Origin of the sequence: Streptomyces sp. MCA2 (assembly GCF_023544705.1) — a bacterium.
GTDB lineage: Bacteria > Actinomycetota > Actinomycetes > Streptomycetales > Streptomycetaceae > Streptomyces > Streptomyces decoyicus.
In genome coordinates, this window is record NZ_JAMJFM010000012.1 from 1 (window position 1) to 21017 (window position 21017).

General features: G+C 73.7%; 17 protein-coding genes. 9 read left to right on the plus strand and 8 right to left on the minus strand.

Annotated elements, in window-relative coordinates; translation table 11 throughout:
* Window positions 1–130 precede the first annotated feature (130 nt).
* Entirely contained in the window at window positions 131–1036 is a 906-nt protein-coding gene (locus M8I34_RS12190) for a DUF3027 domain-containing protein (protein WP_250049441.1), read from the minus strand.
* Window positions 1037–1466: 430 nt separating this feature from the next.
* Here M8I34_RS12190 and M8I34_RS12195 point away from each other — a divergent pair, with 430 nt between their 5' ends.
* From M8I34_RS12195 to M8I34_RS12210, 4 genes are all read left to right on the plus strand, one after another.
* Window positions 1467–2855, plus strand: a complete 1389-nt coding sequence (locus M8I34_RS12195; RefSeq protein ID WP_250049628.1) for an MFS transporter — start codon at window positions 1467–1469, stop codon at window positions 2853–2855.
* Between the two features lie 70 nt (window positions 2856–2925).
* On the plus strand, window positions 2926–3429 hold the full coding sequence (locus tag M8I34_RS12200; RefSeq protein WP_244419287.1) for a hypothetical protein: 504 nt from the start codon (window positions 2926–2928) through the stop codon (window positions 3427–3429).
* A gap of 26 nt (window positions 3430–3455) precedes the next feature.
* A complete protein-coding gene (locus M8I34_RS12205; protein ID WP_250049442.1) occupies window positions 3456–4268 on the plus strand; it encodes a futalosine hydrolase in 813 nt (270 codons plus the stop codon).
* Window positions 4265–5116, plus strand: a complete 852-nt coding sequence (locus tag M8I34_RS12210; RefSeq protein WP_250049444.1) for a 1,4-dihydroxy-6-naphthoate synthase — start codon at window positions 4265–4267, stop codon at window positions 5114–5116. The genes M8I34_RS12205 and M8I34_RS12210 overlap by 4 nt, the downstream gene beginning before the upstream one ends.
* Before the next feature lie 96 nt (window positions 5117–5212).
* On the opposite strand, the gene M8I34_RS41275 is transcribed toward M8I34_RS12210, so the two are convergent.
* On the minus strand, window positions 5213–5596 hold the full coding sequence (locus tag M8I34_RS41275) for a cold-shock protein (RefSeq protein WP_018089689.1): 384 nt from the start codon (window positions 5594–5596) through the stop codon (window positions 5213–5215).
* Between the two features lie 239 nt (window positions 5597–5835).
* Between M8I34_RS41275 and M8I34_RS12220 the strand changes: the two genes are divergently transcribed.
* Window positions 5836–6096 carry a hypothetical protein gene (locus M8I34_RS12220; RefSeq protein WP_078889736.1) on the plus strand — a complete coding sequence of 87 codons (261 nt, stop codon included), beginning with the start codon at window positions 5836–5838 and terminating at the stop codon, window positions 6094–6096.
* Here the strand turns inward: M8I34_RS12220 and M8I34_RS12225 are convergent.
* Window positions 6042–6707 carry an HAD family hydrolase gene (locus M8I34_RS12225; RefSeq protein WP_250049446.1) on the minus strand — a complete coding sequence of 222 codons (666 nt, stop codon included), beginning with the start codon at window positions 6705–6707 and terminating at the stop codon, window positions 6042–6044. The genes M8I34_RS12220 and M8I34_RS12225 overlap by 55 nt on opposite strands.
* A gap of 36 nt (window positions 6708–6743) precedes the next feature.
* The gene (locus tag M8I34_RS12230) at window positions 6744–7949 is read right to left on the minus strand and encodes a hypothetical protein (RefSeq protein ID WP_250049447.1); all 1206 of its coding nucleotides are present in this window, start codon (window positions 7947–7949) and stop codon (window positions 6744–6746) included.
* 176 nt (window positions 7950–8125) lie between these two features.
* Here M8I34_RS12230 and M8I34_RS12235 point away from each other — a divergent pair, with 176 nt between their 5' ends.
* Both M8I34_RS12235 and M8I34_RS12240 read left to right on the plus strand, forming a co-directional pair.
* Window positions 8126–10678: a helicase C-terminal domain-containing protein gene (locus M8I34_RS12235; protein WP_250049448.1), complete on the plus strand. Its 2553-nt coding sequence runs from the start codon at window positions 8126–8128 to the stop codon at window positions 10676–10678.
* A 190-nt stretch (window positions 10679–10868) separates the two neighbouring features.
* Window positions 10869–12521 (plus strand): DNA repair helicase XPB, encoded by a 1653-nt coding sequence (locus M8I34_RS12240; RefSeq protein ID WP_250049449.1) that lies wholly within the window; start codon window positions 10869–10871, stop codon window positions 12519–12521.
* A gap of 134 nt (window positions 12522–12655) precedes the next feature.
* Here M8I34_RS12240 and M8I34_RS12245 read toward each other — a convergent pair whose 3' ends face one another.
* Together M8I34_RS12245 and M8I34_RS12250 are read right to left on the minus strand one after the other, a co-directional pair.
* Window positions 12656–13936 carry a glycosyltransferase 87 family protein gene (locus tag M8I34_RS12245; protein WP_374210896.1) on the minus strand — a complete coding sequence of 427 codons (1281 nt, stop codon included), beginning with the start codon at window positions 13934–13936 and terminating at the stop codon, window positions 12656–12658.
* Between the two features lie 163 nt (window positions 13937–14099).
* On the minus strand, window positions 14100–14318 hold the full coding sequence (locus M8I34_RS12250; RefSeq protein ID WP_250049450.1) for a hypothetical protein: 219 nt from the start codon (window positions 14316–14318) through the stop codon (window positions 14100–14102).
* A 370-nt stretch (window positions 14319–14688) separates the two neighbouring features.
* On the opposite strand from M8I34_RS12250, the gene M8I34_RS12255 reads away from it, so the two are divergent.
* Window positions 14689–16857 (plus strand): AAA family ATPase, encoded by a 2169-nt coding sequence (locus M8I34_RS12255; RefSeq protein ID WP_374210897.1) that lies wholly within the window; start codon window positions 14689–14691, stop codon window positions 16855–16857.
* Window positions 16858–16878: 21 nt separating this feature from the next.
* On the opposite strand, the gene M8I34_RS12260 is transcribed toward M8I34_RS12255, so the two are convergent.
* Both M8I34_RS12260 and M8I34_RS12265 read right to left on the minus strand, forming a co-directional pair.
* Complete coding sequence (locus M8I34_RS12260; protein ID WP_250049451.1) at window positions 16879–19143, minus strand: protein kinase; 2265 nt, start codon at window positions 19141–19143, stop codon at window positions 16879–16881.
* A gap of 180 nt (window positions 19144–19323) precedes the next feature.
* Window positions 19324–20046: a copper homeostasis protein CutC gene (locus tag M8I34_RS12265; protein WP_250049453.1), complete on the minus strand. Its 723-nt coding sequence runs from the start codon at window positions 20044–20046 to the stop codon at window positions 19324–19326.
* A gap of 278 nt (window positions 20047–20324) precedes the next feature.
* Here M8I34_RS12265 and M8I34_RS12270 point away from each other — a divergent pair, with 278 nt between their 5' ends.
* Complete coding sequence (locus M8I34_RS12270) at window positions 20325–21008, plus strand: hypothetical protein (RefSeq protein WP_250049455.1); 684 nt, start codon at window positions 20325–20327, stop codon at window positions 21006–21008.
* Window positions 21009–21017 lie beyond the last annotated feature (9 nt).

Below are 21017 nucleotides of genomic sequence, written 5' to 3' on the forward strand. Positions count from 1 at the left end.
CCCCGCCGAAGGCGACACGCGGCCCCGCCCAAACACCACCCACCCCACCCCCGCCGGAGGCGAAAGAACGAGAGGCGAAACGGCGCCGCAGAAAACAACGTGGGGCCGGGGGCCCAGCGCGCCGGCGCGCCTAGCTGTGGCCGAGCTCCTCGGCCGGGCCCGTCTCCTCGACCGACCCTCCATCCCGCTCCGGGCGCAGCGACAACGGCTCGACGACGGTCTCGTCGACCACCGGCGCGGCCGGCCGCGGCGGCTTCGGCATGACGGCGGCCTCGGAGTGCGCACCGCACCCGTAGGCGAGGGACACCACGCGCCCGTCCGCCGGGGCGAACTCATTGGCGCAGACGCCGAAGGCCTGGCCCAGGGAGCCGGGGAGCGGGGTGAGGAAGCCGCAGGACACGCAGGTGGCGGGGGCCGCCTGGGCCATGGGGGTCTTGGCCCCGTAGGCCTCTTCCCAACGGTCGGCGGCGGTGTGCAGGCCGTAGCGGGACAGGACCCGGGCGCGGCGCATGCCCAGCTCCTCGGCGACCGCCGCGATGCTGCCGCGCTCGGGGGCGGGCTGGATCGCGGGCGAGCCCGGGACGACGTCCGCCTCCTCGGAATCGGCGACGTCGGCGGCCATGCCCTCGGCGACCGGGGAGTTCGGCGGCGGGGCGTCCTCGCCGGTGAAGCCGGGCTCCAGGCGCAGGTCGTCGGCCTCGGTGGGCAGCAGGTCGCCGGGGCCCATGTCGCCGGGGCGCAGCCGCTCGCTCCACGGCACCCACTCCGGTGCGAGCAGCGCGTCGGGGCCGGGCAGCAGGACCGTCTCGTCGAGCGTGACGAGCTTGGCGCGGGAGGCCCTGGCGACCGTCACGGCCCAGCGCCAGCCGCGGTAGCCGGTTTCGTTGCAGGCGAAGAGGTGGGTGACGACGCGGTCTCCGTCGGCCACCGCATCGATGTGCTCGCCGACCGTGCCGGGCAGTGCGGCTTCCTCCGCCGCCTCCCGGGCAAGGTCGACCGCCTCGGCGCACAGGCGGTCAGGGGTACGGCTTCGCATCGCAGCACTCACAAGAATCGATTCTCTCTTCTACGCCGTCTCACGAGTGCGCCAGCCGTAGCTGTCCTTGTCCTGTCCGGACGACCGGCGGTACCGGGGCGGGCGGAGCGGACCAGGGGACCGCGTCGACGTCCGCGCCCGGTCGTTTCGGTCGAGCGCACCTCTTACGTCCCATTCTGCGGGATCGCGAGGAGGCACGCGGCCAAGAACGACCGCCGGTGGCGCGCTACACACGCTACCCCTTCAACGGTGTACGACCCCTCGGTGGGAGGGCAAATGTCAGCGGCAGCGACTGCGCGCGGGTACGCCTCGCGCGCCAGCGTGGAGAAAGTGCCCTCTCCTGGGCGAGTTGGGGCACTATGACCGGGTGGCTGCCGCAAGGGCGTCGAAGGTGTCGAGGGTGTCCAGGACCGCACGGAAGTCATCGCAGGTGTCGCGCGCCTCGACGCGCGGCGGGTATGGGGACGACCGGGCCCGCCGGGCGGGCCGGGTGGTCGGCCGTGCGCTGCGCAGACCGTTCACCGGTGCGGCGCGGGGCGTACGGCGCGCCACGCATGCGCACGGTGCGGGCGAGTCGGGCCTGGGCAAGCTGATCGAGCTGCATGCGGTGAACTCCGCCGGTGACGTGATGATCACGATCGCGCTGGCCTCGACGGTGTTCTTCTCGGTGCCGACGGATGAGGCGCGGGGCCGGGTGGCGCTGTATCTGGCGGTGACGATGGCGCCGTTCGCCCTGCTCGCACCGGTGATCGGGCCGCTGCTGGACCGGGTGCCGCACGGCCGCCGGGCGGCGATGGCGGGCGCGATGCTGGCGCGGGCGCTGCTGGCGCTGACGATGTCGGGCGCGGTGGCGACCGGCGGGCTCCAGCTGTATCCGGCGGCGCTGGGTGTGCTGGTGGCGTCGAAGGCGTACGGCGTGGTCCGCAGCGCGGTGGTGCCGCGGCTGCTGCCACCGCGGATTTCGCTGGTCAAGGCCAATTCGCGGGTGACGCTCGCGGGGCTGCTGGCGACCGGGGTCGCGGCGCCGATGGGTGCCGGGCTGCACATGCTCGGGCCGAGCTGGCCGCTCTACGGGGCGTGTGTGGTGTTCGCCGCCGGGACGGTCCTGTCGTTCTCGCTGCCGCACAAGGTCGACTCGGCGAAGGGTGAGCGCCGGGCGCGGCTGGCGTCCCGGGAGGCCTCCGCGCGCTCGGCGGGCACCGGGCGCAAGCCGGGGCTGCGTACGGTCGGCCCGTCGGTGCTGCACGGCCTTCAGGCCAATGCCTGTCTGCGGGCGCTCTCCGGTTTCCTGACGTTCTTCCTGGCCTTCCTGCTGCGCGAGCATCCGCTGGGCGGGCTGGGCGAGGCGGCCTCGCTGGGGCTGGTGGTGGTGGCGGCCGGGACCGGCAATGCGCTGGGGACGGCGGTGGGCGCCTGGCTGAAGGCCCGCGGGCCTGAGCCGATCATCGCGGCGATGCTGGGGCTGGCGCTGTGCGCGACGGTGCTCGCGGCGGTCTTCTACCCGGTGGTGGCCGTGGTCGTGGTGCCCGCGGCGGCGGCCGTCGCGGGGCTGTGCCAGGCACTGGCGAAGCTGTCGCTGGACGCGATGATCCAGCGCGATGTGCCGGAGGAGGTGCGCACCTCCGCGTTCGCCCGGTCCGAGACGGCGCTCCAGATGTCGTGGGTGGTGGGCGGCGCGATCGGGATCTCGCTGCCGTTGGTCGGCACGGTGGGGATGGCGGTGGCCGCGGGACTGGTGGCGCTGGGCGTGGTGCTGGCCGTGCGCGGACTGCTCAGCGCGGCCCGGCGGGGCGGTACGCCGAGCGCCCGGGTGGCCTGAGCGCCGACGGGCAACGCGGCACGCCGTACCCGGGCGTGGCGTGAGCCGGGGCGCCAGATAGCCTGCCCGTATGACCGCTGCGTTGATCTCCTGGGGCAAGGGCCGCCGTGCCGCTGCCGCCATCGGTGCCGTGTCCCTGGGTCTCATCACCCTCTCCGCCTGCGAGAAGCCGACATCGCTCGCGACCGTGACCGTCGGTTCGACGACGGTGCAGGCCGAGGCCACCCCCGGCTGCGACGGCGAGGGCAAGGTCCTCTCCAAGAAGGACGTCACCGCCTGCATCACCAAGAAGGGCGGCAAGACGATCACCGTCCACCCCGGTGAGAAGGTGCGTGTCGGCGTCGACCCGGAGGTCGCCAAGTCCGGCTGGATCGTCATCGGGGCCGGCCCCGTCATGCGTGAGCCCAGCAAGCAGACGTACCGCAGCTTCGACGCGGACACCCTCTTCATGCAGCAGAACCCGCAGACCGGCCAGACCTCCTACTCCAAGGACGTCACCCTCCAGGTCGCGGAGCTGAGCGGCGGCAACGGTCCCAAGACCCTGTGGCACTTCACCCTGAAGCAGAAGGACTGAGACACCTGAGGCGGGAGGGCCGTCCGATGAGGGTCCTGGTCGTCACGGCGGTGGCCGCCGAGCGCGACGCGGTGGCTGCCGCGGCGGGGCCCTGCGACGAGGTGGCACTGCCCGGCGGGTACACGCTGCGGCGCGCGGCAGGTGTGCCGGTGGCGTGCGATGTGCTCGCCGCCGGCGTCGGCCCGGCCGCCGCGGCGGCCGGCACGGCCACCGCGCTGACCGCCGCCACGCTCGCCGGAGCGCCGTACGACCTGGTCGTCTCGGCCGGTATCGGCGGCGGTTTCTCCCCGGGCCCCGGTGCTCGGCCTGAGGGACCGCCATCCGGCGCGCCCCTGGGCTCCGTGGTGGTCGCGGACGCGATCGTCGCGGCCGACCTGGGCGCCGAGACACCCGACGGCTTCACCCCGGTCACCGAACTCGGCTTCGGAACGGTGGCGCACCTCCCCGACCCGGCGCTGGTGAAGGCCGTCGCCGCGGCGGCCGGTGCGGCGGCCGGCACCGTCGTGACCGTCTCCACGGTCACCGGCAGCGCGGCCCGTGCCGCCGAGCTGGCGGAGCGTCACCCGGGTGTGCTGGCCGAGGCGATGGAGGGCTTCGGGGTCGCCGAGGCGGCCGCCGCGCACGGTGTGCCGGTGCTGGAGGTCCGTACGATCTCCAACGCCGTCGGCCCGCGCGACCGCGCCGCCTGGCGCATCGGCCCGGCCCTCACCGCCCTGACCGGTGCCTTCCGTACGCTCCCCGGAGCCCTGTCGGCCGCCGCCGGACCGGCTCCGGAACCTCCCCCACGCTCGGCTTCGCCCACGCGGGAGGACCCCACGCCCCTGAGGAGGACCCCGTGACCCGGCCGCTGAACATCGCGTACTCGCCGTGCCCGAACGACACCTTCGTCTTCGACGCGCTGGCGCACGGCCGCGTCCCGGACGCGCCGGAGCTGGCGGTCACCTTCGCCGATATCGACCTCACCAACGGCATGGCCGAGCGCGGTGAGTTCGATGTGCTGAAGGTGTCGTACGCGGTGCTGCCGTGGGTGCTCGACGACTATGCGCTGCTGCCCTGCGGCGGGGCGCTGGGGCGCGGCTGCGGGCCGCTGGTGCTGACCCGGGAGCAGGGCCCGGCCGCGGAGCTGGCGGGCAAGACGGTCGCGGTGCCCAGTGAGCGGTCCACCGCGTATCTGCTGTTCCGGCTGTGGGCGGCGGCCGAGGTGCCGGGCGGTGTCGGGGAGATCGTGGTGCTGCCGTTCCACGAGATCATGCCGGCCGTGCGCGACGGCAAGGTCGACGCCGGCCTGGTCATTCACGAGGCGCGCTTCACGTACCAGAACTACGGCCTGGTCTGCCTGGCCGACATGGGCGAGCACTGGGAGCTCACCACCGGTCTGCCGATCCCGCTCGGCGCGATCATCGCCAAGCGGTCGCTGGGCGAGCGGGCGTTGCGCGAGCTGGCGGCGGCGGTCCGCAGCTCCGTGCTGATGGCCTGGGACGACCCCGAGGCCTCCCGGCCGTACGTCCTGGAGCACGCCCAGGAGATGGACCCGAAGGTCGCCGACCAGCACATCGGGCTGTACGTCAACGAGTTCACCGCCGACCTCGGCGAGGACGGCTATGCCGCGGTGCGCGGGCTGCTCACCCGCGCCGCGGCCGAGGGGCTGGTTCCGCCCCTCGGCCGCGATGCGTTGCACTTCGTGTGAGAGATGCCGCGTGTGAGAGATGCCGCGTGTGAGGTGTGCAGCGTGTGAGCTGTGCCGCGTGTGACGCCTGGGGCGGCTGCCCTTGCGCCTGCGTGCTCAGACGTCCAGTTGGTCGGCGACGGCGCGCAGCATGCCGGCGATCTTCGCGCCGTGCACCTTGTCGGGGTAGCGGCCGCGCTCCAGTTGCTGGGTGACGTTCTCCAGGAGGGTGGTCAGGTCCTGGACGATCGAGGCGAGTTCGTCGGGCTTGCGGCGCTGCGCCGCGGCCACCGAGGGTGCGGGGTCGAGGAGTGTCACGGTCAGCGCCTGGTCGCCGCGCTGGCCGGCGACGACGCCGAATTCGACGCGCTGGCCAGGCTTGAGTGCGGCTACGCCATCGGGCAGCACCGACGAGTGTACGAAGACGTCACCGCCGTCATCGCGGGAGAGAAAGCCGAAGCCCTTCTCACTGTTGAACCACTTGACCTTGCCGGTAGGCACGTCTGTCCTCGTCCTCGTACTCGTTGGAAAGAAACGTTGGAAATCTGGAGCCGGGTCTCCTGCGGAAACTGCGGGGTGGGGCTCACCCGCCCGTGCGGAACCGGGAGCGGGAGAGGGGCTGGAGAGCAGTGCAGCGGGCCGCAGGACCCGCCACACCCAAGGCTAATGGTCCCAAGGCCGGTGACAAGACGCCGCCGGGTGGATCCTCAGTGCTTCAAGCCCCGACTTACCCTGGTCAGGTGTCTGACGAAACTCCCCTGGCCGGGGATCTGCTGGTCCGAATCGGCGCGATCATGTTCCTAGTTGGCGCAGCGGCCACTCTCGCCACGGTGGCGCCGCTGTTCCTCGGGACCGAACCGCTGCCGTCCGTCTTCTACTGGGTGTGCATGCTGATGGGCCTCGGTTTTCTGATCGCCGCGGCCGGAGTGATCCGTTCCGCCACCGCTCAGCGCCGTCGGGCGGCGGCCGCGTCGCCCCCGTCCGCCCCTTCCGCCACATAGCGCTCCAGCCAGGACGGGAACTCCGTCAGGTCGGCGAGCACCACCTCGGCACCGGCGGTGCGCAGTTGTGTGGCGTCGCACGGGCCGGTGGCGACCGCGACGGACAGTGCGCCCGCGGTGTGCGCCCCCGCGACGTCACCGGTGTGATCGCCGACGTAGACCTGCGCGTGGTGCTCGCGCAGCGCCTCGGCCTTGGCCTCGGCCCACAGGGAGCCGACGAGGGCGTCCACGTCGAGGCCGAGGTGCTCCAGGTGCAGCTTGGCGCTGGGCTCGTACTTCGCCGTCACCACGATCGCCCGGCCGCCCGCCGCGTGGACCGCGTCGAGGGCCTCCCGGGCGCCGGGCAGGGCGGGCGACGCGGCAACCGCGTACTCCGGATACAGCTCGCGGTAGAGGCCCGACATCTCCGCCACCCGCTCCTCGGGGAACCAGCGGCGGATCTCCTCCTCCAGCGGGGGCCCCAGCCGGCTCACCGCGAGGTCCGCGTCGACGAAGGTGCCGGTCCTGGCCGTGAGCTCCTGATATGCGGCCTTGATGCCCGGACGGGAGTCGATCAGCGTCATGTCGAGGTCAAAGCCGACCGTAGGAGAGTGTGCAGCCGTACCTGCCATTGTGTCTGCGACGGTGTGCCGGGCCGGGGCCCGCCCTCAGCGCGGGATCCGCCGCATCCGCCACACCAGGAACAACGCCGAGGCGACCGCCGCCACCCGCACGATCCCCGGCAGCCCGTCGGCCATCTCCTGCCCCAGCCGTCCCTGGGCGATGGGCTCGCCCCACCGCCCGTCGAACCGGCCCCACAGCCACACCACCATGCCGCCGACGACGGTCCCCGGCACGCCGAGCGCCGCGAACTTGGCCTCGGTCCGGCTCAGCCGCCGCGATACGTAGGCGAGCCCCCAGCCGCCCGCCAGCGCGAGCCACGACCCCAGCGCCGCGCCGGCGACCAGCAGGAGCACGGCCAGCGTCAGGACCGGGCTGAGCGGCGCCCGCGCGGGCGCGGCCACCACCTCGTCCGGGGCTCCGGCCACGGGTGCCGCCTCGGCGGCCGCGCCGCGCCGCCTGCGGAGCACCCGCCGCACCAGCCCCGGCAGCGTCCGTTCCGCCGCCGCGCCGTCCGCGTCCGTGCCCGGCGCTTCGTCCTCGTCCGCGCCGTCCTTCCGCAACGACAGCGGGCGCTCGCTCTTCGGCCGGTCCCATATCTCCGGGATCTCGATGCCGCCGACGAAGCCCGGCACGGTCTCCCCCGGCCCGAACGGCGCCGGCTCCACCCGCCACCAGTCGGGCGCGTCGTCGTCGCCCAGTTCGTCCGCACCGGCCAGATGCGGGGGCAGGCCGACGGACGGCGCGGGGGCCGTCGCCCCGTCGCGCGGGGCGGGCACCGTGCCGGGCCCGGAGTCCTTGCCGTACGGGGAGTCCTTGCCGTTCGTGGACGTTTTGCCCGTCAGTGCGCTGCGCCAGGCCAGACCGGTGAGCTTCTCGCGCGCGGCGCTCCACTGCCGGGGCGGCTCCGCGGGCCGCGACGGCTCCACGGGCGGCCGGCCTGCCGGAACGGCGGGCCCCGCTGCCGAGGCGCGCCCGGCCGCCTGCTCCGGCCGCGCCGACGGGCCGCCGCGGGACGCCCCGGGCACCCGGTCGTCCGCACTCCCCGCGGCCGTGACCACCGCCTCCGGCGTCCCCAGCCGCGCCAGAATCCGCTTCACGCCGGACACCGAATCGGCTTGCTGTCCGTCTATCTCGGCCCGCAGCCCGGTGACCAGCCGCATCCGCGTGGCGGCGGGCAGTCCCCGCTGCTGGGCCAGGTCGCCCACCCGGCTCAGATAGTCATAGACGAGCTGATCGCTCTCGATCCCCACGAAATCCCCTGCGGCGTCCGCTGGTTGCTCCCCCGACGGTACCGCTTCGGCCCGCCGACGGGCCGGAGGCCGCGGGGGACGGAACGGGGTGGCGTCTGGGTGCCGTGGCGACGCTGCGCGCACAGTGAGCCGCCACACGGTCCCCCGTCCGGCCCCGCCCCGCTAACGTAGGACGAATGACCGGTACACCCCGCACCCTCGCCGAGGAGCTCAGGACCCGCACCGACAGCGGGCTCGTCGGGCTGCTGCGGGCCCGTCCCGACCTGCTCAATCCGGTGCCCGGCGATGTCACCCAGCTCGCCACCCGGGCCGGGACGCGGGCGTCGGTCGTGCGCGCGGTGGAGCGCCTCGATCGGTTCGTGCTCCAGACCGCCGAGGCACTGGCGGTGGCGCCCGACCCGTGCCCGTACGACACGCTGGGCGCGCTGATGGCCGGGGACGCCGGGGACCCCGCGGTCGCCGCCGAGCTGCCCCGGGCGGTCGCGGAGCTGCGTGCGCAGGCGCTGGTGTGGGGCCCGGACGACCGGCTGCGGCTGGTGCGTACGGCCCGTGAGCTGCTCAGCCCCAGCGCCACGCATCCGTCGCCGACCGGCCTGGGCCCGACCGTCGCCGAGGCCATGGCGGGGATGTCGCCGGGGCGGCTTCAGGAGATCATCGCCGCGGCCGGGCTGCCCACCACCCACGACCCGGTCACCGCGGCCGCCGCGCTCACCGGGTTGTTCTCCGACCGTTCCCGGATGGCGGCGCTGCTCGACACCGCGCCCGCCGAATCCGTCGCCGTCCTCGACAAGCTGCTGTGGGGTCCGCCCTACGGCGGGGTCACCGACCGCCCGGCCCCGCATCTCCAGTGGCTGCTGGACCGGGGCCTGCTGATCGCTGCGGGTGCCCGCAATGTCGTGCTGCCGCGGGAAGCGGCGCTCCATCTGCGCGGCGGGCGCGCCCACCACACCGCCGAGCCGGTCCCGCCCGCACTCGCGCCCGCCACGGAACGTGATCCACAGCTTGTGGACAACGCCGCCGCGAGCCAGGCGTTCACCGCGCTGGCGACCGTCGAGGAGCTGCTCAAGGAGTGGGACCTGGGCGGACCTGCCGTGCTGCGCGCCGGCGGGATGAGCGTCCGCGACCTCAAGCGGACCGCCGCCGCCCTGGACACCACCGAGCAGCTCGCCGCCTTCTGGCTCGAACTCGCCTACGCGGCCGGGCTGATCGCCTCCGACGGCGAGGCCGACGAGCGGTTCGGGGCCACCCCGGCCGCCGAGGAGTGGCTGCAACTGCCCGACCACGAGCGCTGGGCCGTGCTGGCGGCCGGCTGGCTCGCCGCGACCCGCACCCCGGGTGTCGTCGGCACCGCCGACTCCAAGGGCCGCGCGCTGGCCGCCCTCGGCCCGCACCTCGACCGGTCCCCGGCCCCCGAGGTCCGCCGCCGCGCCCTCTCCCTCCTCGCCACCCTGCCGCCCGGCACGTCCGTACCGGCCCTGGCGGTCCGCTCGCGGCTGCGGTGGGAGCGTCCGCTGCGGAGCGGCGCGGCCGCGGGCCAGGCACCGGCCGCGGGCCGGACTCCGGGCGCGCCGGCCGCCGTCGACGGCGCCACCGGCCCGGCCGGCTCCGCCGGGTCCGCGCCCGACCCCGTCGACGACCTCCGCTCGCGCCTCGCCCAATGGACCCTGACCGAGGCCGAGTTGCTCGGGGTGACCGGCCGTGGCGCCCTCGCCACCCACGGGCGCGCGCTGATCGACGCCACGTCGCACACCACCGCGGACCCCACCCCGGCGGACACCCACGCCGCCGCGGCCCGCGCCGCCGCCGTCCTCTCCCCCCTCCTCCCCGAACCCGTCGACCACGTCCTCCTCCAGGCGGACCTGACCGCCGTCGCCCCCGGCCCGCTGCACCGCCCGCTCGCCGACGCGCTCGGCGTCCTCGCCGACATCGAGTCCAAGGGCGGCGCGACGGTCTACCGCTTCACCCCCGCTTCCGTACGCCGTGCCCTGGACGCCGGCCGCTCCGCCTCCGAGGTGCAGGAGTTCCTCACCACCCACTCCCGCACCCCGGTCCCCCAGCCGCTCGCCTACCTCATCGACGACGTGGCCCGTAAGCACGGCCGGCTGCGGGTCGGCGCGGCCACCGCCTACGTCCGCTGCGACGACGACGCGCTGCTCTCCGAGATCCTCGCCGACCGCCGCGCCGCCCCCCTGCGGCTGCGCCGGATCGCCCCGACGGTGCTCGCCGCCCAGACCGCCCCGGACCAACTCCTCGACGGCCTGCGGGCGATGGGCTACGCCCCGGCCGCCGAGTCCGCCGCCGGTGACGTACTGATCGCCCGCGCCGACACCCACCGCACCCCGCCGCGCACCGCCCCCGCCCCGGTCCCCGACGGCCCGCCGTCCCCCGACCCCACCCTGCTCACCGCGGCGGTGCGCGCCATCCGCGCCGGCGACCTCGCCGCCACCGCGGAACGCAAGCCCGTCCACGCCCCCGCTCCGGTCTCCGGCGCCCTGCCCCGCACCACCTCCGCCGAGACCCTCGCCACCATGCAGGCCGCGGTCCTGACCCACTCCGCCCTGTGGATCGGCTACGTCAACGCCGACGGTGCGGCCAGCCAGCGCGTCATCGCCCCCGTACGCGTCGAGGGCGGCTTCGTGACGGCCTATGACCACACCTCCGACGAGGTCCGGACGTACCCGCTGCACCGGATCACGGGCGTGGCGGAACTGGCGGACGATTCGGTCTGAGCGGGCCTCGGCGCCTGCCGTGCTTTCCTTCGCGCGCGGGGGCCCGCCGTCCATCACTGACGGCCGCCGCGGCGATGCGGCACACTGGACGTTTGGCCGTATCTGCGGTCGATGTCTGCGGTCGTGATCAACGGTCGAGGTCTGTGGCCGGTCCCAGCGGTCGACGGCCGGGAAGCGAAAGGCGAGGCGCGTGAACGGACCCCTCATCGTCCAGAGCGACAAGACGCTGCTGCTGGAGGTGGACCATGAGCTGGCGGACGCCTGCCGGCGGGCCATCGCGCCCTTTGCCGAGCTGGAGCGGGCGCCGGAGCACATCCATACGTACCGGGTGACCCCGCTCGGGCTCTGGAACGCGCGGGCGGCCGGGCACGACGCCGAGCAGGTCGTCGACGCGCTGGTGCAGTTCTCGCGGTACCCGGTGCCGCATGCGCTGCTCGTCGACATCGCCGAGACGATGTCGCGCTACGGGCGCCTCACGCTCACCAAGCACCCCGCACACGGGCTGGTGCTGACCACCACCGACCGCCCCGTGCTGGAGGAGATCCTCCGGTCGAAGAAGGTGCAGCCGCTGGTCGGGGCGCGACTGGACCCGGACTCGGTCGTCGTGCACCCCTCGGAGCGCGGGCAGATCAAGCAGACGCTGCTCAAGCTGGGCTGGCCGGCCGAGGACCTGGCCGGGTATGTCGACGGTGAGGCGCACCCGATCGAACTGGACGAGAGCGGCTGGGCGCTGCGGCCGTACCAGCAGCAGGCGGTCGAGGGCTTCTGGCACGGCGGCTCGGGTGTCGTCGTGCTGCCCTGTGGCGCGGGCAAGACGCTGGTCGGGGCGGGCGCGATGGCGCAGGCCAAGGCGACCACGCTGATCCTGGTGACGAACACGGTCTCGGCCCGGCAGTGGAAGCACGAGCTGGTGAAGCGGACCTCGCTGACCGAAGAGGAGATCGGTGAGTACAGCGGGACGAGGAAGGAGATCCGGCCGGTCACCATCGCCACGTACCAGGTGCTGACGACCAAGCGGAAGGGCGTCTACCCGCACCTGGAGCTGTTCGACTCCCGGGACTGGGGCCTGGTCATCTATGACGAGGTGCATCTGCTGCCCGCACCGGTCTTCAAGTTCACCGCCGATCTTCAGGCGCGGCGGCGGCTGGGCCTCACCGCGACGCTGGTGCGCGAGGACGGCCGGGAGTCGGACGTCTTCTCGCTCATCGGGCCGAAGCGCTTCGACGCCCCCTGGAAGGAGATCGAGGCGCAGGGGTACATCGCCCCCGCGGACTGTGTCGAGGTACGGGTCAACCTGACCGAAACCGAGCGGCTGGCGTATGCGACGGCCGAGACGGAGGAGAAGTACCGCTTCTGTGCGACCACCGCCAGCAAGCAGTACGTGACCGAGGCGCTGGTCCGCCGCCACCAGGGCGAGCAGACGCTGGTCATCGGGCAGTACATCGACCAGCTGGACGAGCTGGGCGAGCATCTGGACGCGCCGGTGATCAAGGGCGAGACGACCAACGCCCAGCGCGAGAAGCTCTTCGACGCCTTCCGGCAGGGCGAGCTCTCGGTGCTCGTCGTCTCCAAGGTCGCGAACTTCTCCATCGACCTTCCGGAGGCCACGGTCGCGATCCAGGTGTCCGGCACCTTCGGCTCGCGCCAGGAGGAGGCCCAGCGGCTGGGCCGGGTGCTGCGGCCCAAGGCGGACGGGCACGAGGCGCGCTTCTACTCGGTGGTCGCGCGCGACACCATCGACCAGGACTTCGCGGCGCACCGCCAGCGCTTCCTGGCCGAGCAGGGCTATGCCTACCGGATCGTGGACGCGGACGAGCTGCTGGCGGCGGACGAGGACGCCTGAGGCGGCGGTCTCGGCAGCGGTCTCGCTGGTACGGCGGCTGAACGGGGCGGCGGGCCCGGTGCTGGCGGGGCGGCCCGGCTCGGACGGGCCGCCCGGCTCGGACGGGCCGCCCGGCTCAGACGGGCCGCCCGGCTTCAGCCCGCCCGGGACCCGCTGGACAGCTGCTGCTCGACGCGCGGCGCCGGGAGGCGGCGGCCGCCCGGTGCGTCGGAGACGCCGGGGCGCTGCCGTGTCCACCAGAACACGGCCGCCAGCAGGGTGAGACCGAGCACGGGGTACGGGGCCGCGAACGGCTGCTGCCACCAGGAGAGGTACAGGTCGAGATCGCCGGTGTGCGGGATCATCCACATCGTGCGGGCGGTGAAGGCGAGGGTGACGGCGGCCAGCAGCGCCCTGCGCCAGGCGTGGCGGCGGGTGCGGGCGGCGAGCGCGACCAGCAGGGGCACACACCAGACCCAGTGGTGGGACCAGCTGATCGGCGAGACCAGCAGCGCCGTGACGGCCGTACACAGCACGCCCCAGCTGTCCAGGCCGCGCCGCAGATACACCCGGCGGGCGGCGTAGAGCCCGGCCGCGGCGGTCAGCAGTGCGGGCACCGCCCAGAGGAGGCCGGGCTCGGGGTCGTGCAGCACGCGGGCGATCAGCCCCTGGAGGGACTGGTTGTCGACGAGCCAGGCCTTGCCGACCCGGCCGGTCTCGAACATCCGCCGCGTCCAGAACTCGATGCTGGCGGCGGGCAGCACCAGCCAGCCCAGCAGCGCCGAGGCCAGGAACCCGCCGAGGACGGTAAGGGCGGCCTTCACCCGGCCCGTGACGAGGAGATAGACGGCGAAGAGCGCGGGGGTGAGCTTGATGCCCGCCGCGATGCCGGTGGCGAACCCCTTGAGGCGTGCGCCGTCCGGACGGGAGAGGTCCCACAGGACCAGGCAGGTCAGCGCGAGATTGACTTGCCCGAAGACGAAGGTCTGGAAGACGGGCTCCAGCCAGAGGCCGAGCGCGGTGGCGGCCAGGATGACGGGGGCGGCGCGGCCGGCCTTGCCGAGGCCGGCGGCCTTGCAGGAGAGGTGGACCAGCAGCGCGAGGAGGACCGCGTTGACGAGGACGGCGATGATCTTGAGCGTGCCGAGCGAGAGCCAGGTGGTCGGTATGAAGAGCACGGCGGCGAACGGCGGATAGGTGGCCGGAAGCGCCCACTTCGTGACCGTGAAGCCGTAGAGATCACCGCCGGTCGAGGCCGCCTGGCCTTCGGCGCGGTAGACCGCTATATCGGACATCGGCAGCGGCTGGACCTGGTACAGCATCCACAGTCCGGCCAGCGAGGCCATGAGCAGCGCCGCTGCGAGCACCACGCGAGGACGGGCGATGCCCTGCCCCCGGACCGGTCTCCCCGTCCGCGTCCCGTCGGCGGCAGACACCCTTCGACCCCTCCCCGTTGCCCTGAGCGCACCCTCTGTGGTGACGCTAGTCGAACGGGGCCTACTGTCCGTAACAGTTTTCGGTCATCCGGATGGCGCCCCGGAGGCGGCTTCTCCCGCGGAGCCGGGCGTCCGTGGCATCAGCCGGCCACGGATTCAGTCATCAATCCGTGGGGTCATCCGCGTACTCGCCCATGACGACGACGCTGAAGGCGGCCGTGGCGAAGACCTTGACGGCGCGGAGCGCGTTGCCCACGACGTAACGATGCTCGTGGGCGGGCGCCGCACCGCGCCCGGGGTCCGCGCCGAGGGCCGTGGCGCCCTTGACCGGGTGGAGGGAGACGGGGTGGACAGAACCTGGGGGAATCGCTGCGCTGCTCATGTCTCCATGATGAAATTCACGCGATTGCAGCACATCGGTCCATAGTTCCATTCCTGAGGCCCCGGACGTCAGACTCCAGACCCACGCCTCCCCCTAAGGGAGGCCTACGGCTCCTCAGGGCCGTCCGTCCCCGGAACGACCGCCGCGGGCGCGCGGAAATCCGTTGGCGCCCTCCTGAGCCGCTGACTACAATCGCGCGTCTGCCTGCCTCCCGTCGAGGAGTGCCGCCTGCCGGTCGGAAACCGGTCGGCCCTTCGCTTCACGCCGCTGACCCGCGAGGCGCATCACCTGCGCCGCGCACCGACACCGGCCCGCCGCGCCCGCGCACCTCGGCGCGCCCGCCGAAGTACCTGCCACCGGAGGCAACGCCGTGCCCTCGCACGCCCACCATCCATCGACGACGGCACCGCACGCCGAAAGCCCGTCGTCACCCGGCCCCCACCCCGGCGAGCCCACCGCGCCGACCGGCACGGCCGCCCCGACCGAGGCCGCCGCGGGCCCCGACCCCCTCCAGCGCGAAAAGTCCCACCTGGCCGCCTCCCGGGCCGCCCTCCGGGCCATGCGCGAGGACGCCGAGGCGCTCAACATCGCCGACGTCACCGCGAACTGGGTCAACGCCGAGGTCCTCCAGGGCGAGATCGACGCCCGGATCAAGGCGCTCGCCGACCTCTCCCACACCCCGCTCTTCTTCGGCCGTCTCGACTATCTCCATGCCCCCGGCATCGACCTCGCCGAAGGCGCCGCGGGAGAGAATTTCTACATCGGCAGGCGGCACGTCCACGACGCCGACGGCGACCCCATGGTCATCGACTGGCGCGCGCCCGTCTCCCAGCCGTTCTACCGGGCCTCCAAGAAGGACCCGATGGACCTCAGGCTGCGCCGCCGTTTCGGTTACACGGCAGGCGAGTTGACCGCCTACGAGGACGAGCACCTCACCGACCCCGCGGAGGCGGAACGGACCAGCCGCCTCCTCCAGTCCGAGATCGAACGGCCGCGCGTCGGCCCCATGCGGGACATCGTTGCCACCATCCAGCCGGAGCAGGACGAGATCGTGCGGGCCGGCATCGGCGGCTCGGTCTGCGTGCAGGGGGCGCCGGGCACCGGAAAGACGGCGGTCGGCCTGCACCGTGTCGCGTATCTGCTGTACGCGCACCGTGAGCGGCTGGCCCGGTCCGGCACCCTCGTCATCGGCCCGAACCGCTCGTTCCTGCACTACATCGAGCAGGTGCTGCCGGCCCTCGGCGAGCTGGAGGTCAAGCAGGCCACGGTCGACGACCTGGTCGGGCATGTGGACGTCCGCGGCACGGACGAGGCGGCCGCCGCGACGGTCAAGGGCGACGCGCGGATGGCGGAGGTGCTGCGGCGGGCGGTCCGTTCGCACATCGCGATGCCGCAGGAGCCCTGTGTCGTCGTCCGCGGCTCCCGCCGCTGGCGCGTACCTGCCTATGAACTCGAAGAGCTCGTACAGGAGTTGACGGACCGCGACATCCGCTACGGCGCGGCCCGCGAGGCGCTGCCGCAGCGGATCGCCCACTCCGTGCTGGTCCGGATGGAGCAGGCGGGCGAGGCCCCGGACGACCGGGTGCAGGACGCGGTGGCCCGCAACCCCGCGGTGAAGGCCGCGGTCAAGGCGGTCTGGCCACCGGTCGACCCGGCAAAACTGGTGCTGCGGCTGCTGGGCGACGCGGAGTTCCTGGCCGAGCAGGCCGAGGGGATCCTGACGCCCGAGGAGCAGAAGACCATCCTGTGGACCAAGCCGGCCCGCAGCGTGAAGAGCGCCAAGTGGTCCTCCGCGGACGCGGTGTTGATCGACGAGGCGATGGACCTGGTGGCGCGCACCTCGTCACTGGGCCATGTGGTCCTCGACGAGGCGCAGGACCTCTCCCCCATGCAGTACCGCGCGGTCGGCCGCCGCTGCACGACGGGCTCCGCGACCATCCTCGGCGACATCGCCCAGGGCACCACCCCGTGGGCGACCAATACCTGGGAGGAGGCGCTGACCCACCTGGGCAAGCCCGGCTCGGCCGTCGAGGAGCTCACCCAGGGCTTCCGTGTACCGCGCGAGGTCATCGCCTACGCGTCCCGGCTGCTGCCCGCCATCGCCCCCGATCTGACGGAGGCCACGTCCATCCGCGAGTCGGCGGGTGACTTCGAGATCCGTACGGTCGAGCCGGCGGACCTGACGACCGCCACCCTCACGGCCTGCGACGAGGCGCTGACGAAGGAGGGCTCGGTCGGCCTGATCGCCGCGGAGGCCCGTATTCCGGCGCTGCGCACGGCCCTTCAGGCAGCGGGCGTGTCCTGTCTGGCGCCCGGCGAGGAGACCTCGGCCGAGGCCCGGCTGACGCTGGTGCCGGCCACGCTCGCCAAGGGCCTGGAGTACGACTACGTGGTCCTGGACGAGCCGGCCGCGATCGTCGACGGCGAGCCGGACGAACGGACCGGCCTGCGCCGCCTGTACGTCTGCCTGACCCGGCCGGTGTCCGGCCTGACGGTGGTGCATGCGGCGGCGCTGCCGGAGCAGTTGGACGGCCGCTGAGCGGCCGGCCGCCGGCGGGCGTCAGGCGACCTTGGCGCAGATCATGGTCCGGCCGTCGTAGACATTCCACGAGTAGCGGTAGCGGCCCGGCTCGCCCGGGCACGCATTCGTACCCGCCGAGGTCGGCAGGACGGCCGTGACCTGCATGATGTAGCTGAACTCCGACGGCACCCGCCCGGCGCTACAGCTCCACGCGGTGAGGAGGTTCGCCGGGCCGGGGCGGCCGCTCGCGGACTTGGCCAGGAAGCACTGGCCGCGGCGGAACTGCCGCTCCACGCAGAGGTTGGTGAACGCGTAGTCCTCACCGGTGTGCCACCAGCTGCCGCGTCCCCCGCCGGACGGACAGCCGCCCCCGGACCGGGTCACCCGCAGCACCCGCAGATAGGCGTCCGCCGCACCGCAGCCGACCTGCTGTGGTGCCGTTCGGCTCCAGCTGCCGTAGCCGTTCTGGTAGGCGTCGAGGCAGTCGCCGGTCCGTACGGACGTGAAGGCGCGGTCGGCCGCGCTGGGGGTGCGGGACACGGCGGTCGTGGGCGCGGAGGTGGTGGGCGCGGCGGTGGTCCCGCCGGTCGTGGAGGTGCCGCGGGTCGGCGCGGAACCCAGCCCGCCGCTCGTGTACGTACCGGTCGTCGGCGTCGAACCGGTCCCCCCGCTCGTGTACGTACCGCTCGACGAACTGCTCGACGAACCGCTCGATGTGCCGCTGCTCGTCGAGCCGGCGGTGTCGCTGCCGTCCCACGGCTTCCAGATGACGACCACGAGCGCGATGACCGCGATCACTCCCCAGAAGCAGCCGGCCGAGGAGTCGGCGGACTGCGCGGCGGGCCGCGCGGCGGACGACGGCCGGGACGTGGCGGCCTTTCCGGCCTGCGGGGCGGACGCGGTCCGGGAGGAGGACGGGGAGGACCGGGACGAGGAGGACCGGGACGAGGAGGCCGCGCCGGTCTGCCCGGAGGCCCGCACCCGCTGCTCCTGGCGCGCCTGTTCGGCGCGCTTCTTCCGCTCCCGCTCCTCGCGTGCGCGGCGCTGCTTCTTCTCGTTCTCCGCGGTCGCCCGCGCCCTGGCCGCCGCCTGCCTGCGGTTCTCCTCCGCCTTGCGCTCCCGGGCCTCGCGGGCCTTGCGCTCCTGGGCCTCGCGCGCCTCGCGCTCCCACTCGGCGCGGGCCCGCTCCTCCTGCTTCCGGCGCGCGGCGAGCTCTTCCTGCTTCCGGCGCGCCGCCCGCTCTTCCTCCTGCTTCTGGCGCGCCGCCCGCTCCGCCTCCTCCTTCCGCCGCGCCGCCTCTTCGTGCGCGGCGCGTTCCGCGGTGTAGAGGCGGGTGGGGCCCGGCGGCGGCACGGGCCGCGTCCGCTCATCGACCGTGAGCCCCTCCCCGCCCTCGCGTAACGCCCGCCCCCGGGCCTCGTACGCCTCGATCAGTGCGGTCCACCGCGGCGGCAGCCAGCGTTCGCCCCGCTGCGACGTGGGCGCCCGGTCGAGCTCCTCCAGGAACTGCCGCAGTACGTCGGCCGGTTCGGGCCGTTCGTCCGGATCGGAGGCCAGACAGGGACGGATCAGCGGGGCGAGTTCCTTGGGCAGCCCCGTCAGGTCGAGTTCCCCGCGCTGCACGAGGGTCAGCAGCCGGATGGTGTCGGCGGTCTCGGGGTAGGGCGGGCGGCCGACGGCGAGGTGGAAGAGCGTGGCGCCCAGCGAGTACACATCGGACGCCGTGGTGGACGGCTCGGCGCGCGCCTGCTCCGGCGAGGTGAAGGCGATGGTGCCCAGTGTCAGCGAGGTACGCGTGATGTCGTTGGCGTGCGAGATGCCGAAGTCGATGAGGCGGGGCCCGGCCAGCGGCAGCAGGATGTTCTGGGGTTTGACGTCCCGGTGGACGATGCCCGCGTCGTGCAGCAGCACCAGGGCCTTAGCGGTGCCCGCCGCGATCCAGCGCACCGCCGAGCCCGGCAGCCGTCCCGCGCTGCGGACGAGCTCGGACAGCGCGGGCGCCGGTATGTATTCGATCGCCATCCAGGGCCGCTCGGCGTCCGGGTCGGAATCCCGCACCCGGGCCGTATAGGCGCTGTCGATACGCCGGGCCAGCGTCACCTCGCGGGCGAACCGCCGCCGGTCGGTGTCGCTGACGACGCCCTCGGCGAGCAGCGTCTTGACCGCGGCGAGCGAGCCGTCCACCGTGGACCGCGCCAGATAGATCCGCCCCATGCCGCCCGAACCGAGCTGCCCCAGCAGCCGGTAGACGCCGAGCCGCTGCGGATCGTCGCCACTGAGCGGCTTCATCCCCATGCCGGTCATGCCGTGTCACCCTCCCCCGGTCCTGCTGCCGTGACACCCGTCACACAGTGCCATGCCGAAGGGAGTTGAGGAAGCGGGCGAGCGGCGGGCCCCAGGGCGCGTGTGCGCGTGCGCCGCCCCGGGGCGGCGCACCTGCGCCCGGGGCCCGTCGGGTGTCAGGCCCGCTGCACGACGGGCGGGTCAGGCCCGCTGCGCGACGGGCTGGTCCAGCGCCTGACGCCACTCCCGCACCGCCGCCACATCCACCGGCGCCGACCAGCCGGCGGGCCGGGCGGCGCCCCCGATGTGGAACGCGTCGAGACCGGCCGCCCGCAGCGCCGGCAGATGGCCGAGCCCGAGCCCGCCGCCGACCAGGATCCGCGGCACATACCCTTGCTCGCCCGCCGCCGTACGCGCCTGCTCGGCCAGCAGCGTCGTCAGCCCCTCGTCGACGCCCTGCGCGGCACCGGCCGTCAGATAGGTGTCGAGCCCCCCGGCACCGGCCGCCGCCGACAGCTCCTTGCGCAGTGCGTCCCGGTCGGCGGCCCGGTCGATGGCCCGGTGGAAGGTCCACCGGCAGCCGTCGATCACCTCGGTCAGCGCCGCCACCGCATCGAGATCCGGCCGCCCGTCCGGCGTCAGAAAGCCGAGGACGAACTCCTCGGCACCCGCCGCCCGCAGCGCCGCTGCCTCCTCGCACAGCGCCGCCACGTCCCCGGCCGCGAAGCCGTCGGCGGCCCGCAGCATCACCCGCAGCGGAATGTCGACGGCCGCCCGGATCGCCGCGAACGTGGCCCGGGGCGGGGTGAGCCCATCGGCCGCCATGTCCGTGACCAGCTCCAGGCGGTCGGCCCCGCCGGCCTGGGCGGCGACCGCGTCCTGCGGGCCGAGCGCGATCACCTCCAGGAGCGCGCGCTTGCTCATATGACCCAATCCTTTGATGACGATGACGATGGCGACGGAGACGGAGACGGAGATAGCGATGACGATGGCGACGGCGTGACGAGACGGACCGGCACCCACAACAGGTCTAGTCCAATATCCCAGAGTAAGGGCCACCCGGCCTTCCCGGGGCCACCTCACCACCGGCGCGACCGGATTCCGCCCGTACGCCGCACCCGTACACCTACCCGGATGACCGGCGGCCGACCGGTGAAGGACGGCCGGCCCGGTTTCCCGGGGCCCGGGGCACAATGGCTGGCATGACTTCCGTGTCCCGTACGGCAGACAGCACCGACCCGGCGCCGGAGCTGCGGCAGCGCTGGGCCGTGACCGTCGCCGAGGCCCGCGGCAAGAAGAACCCCACGACAACCGACCCCGCGCCGTACGCGGACAACCTCCTGTCCCGTTGGCGCGAACCACAACGCCGCTATCACACCGTCGATCACCTGGCCGCGGTCCTCTACCGCATCGACGAACTGGCCGAGCACGCCGACGACTTGTCCGCCGTCCAGTTGGCGGCGTGGTTCCACGACGCTGTCTACCGCCCGGACCGCTCCGAGAACGAGGAACGCAGCGCGGCCCTCGCCGAACGCGCCCTGCCCGAGCTGGGCATCGGCGCCGCCCGCACGTCCGAGGTCGCCCGTCTGGTACGGCTCACCGTCACCCACGACCCGGCGCCCGACGACCCCGACGGCGAGGTCCTGTGTGACGCCGATCTCGCCGTGCTCGCCGGTTCCCCCGACGACTACGCCGCCTACGCCGCCGCGGTCCGCGACGAGTACGCCTTCGTCCCCGACCCCGACTTCCTCGCCGGCCGCTCCGCCGTGCTCTCCCAACTCCTCTCGCTGCCCCGCCTGTTCCGCACCCCCCGCGGCTACGACCGCTGGGAACACCTCGCCCGCCGCAATCTCGCCACCGAGCTGGATCTGCTGCGGGGTGCGTAGGGCGTGCCC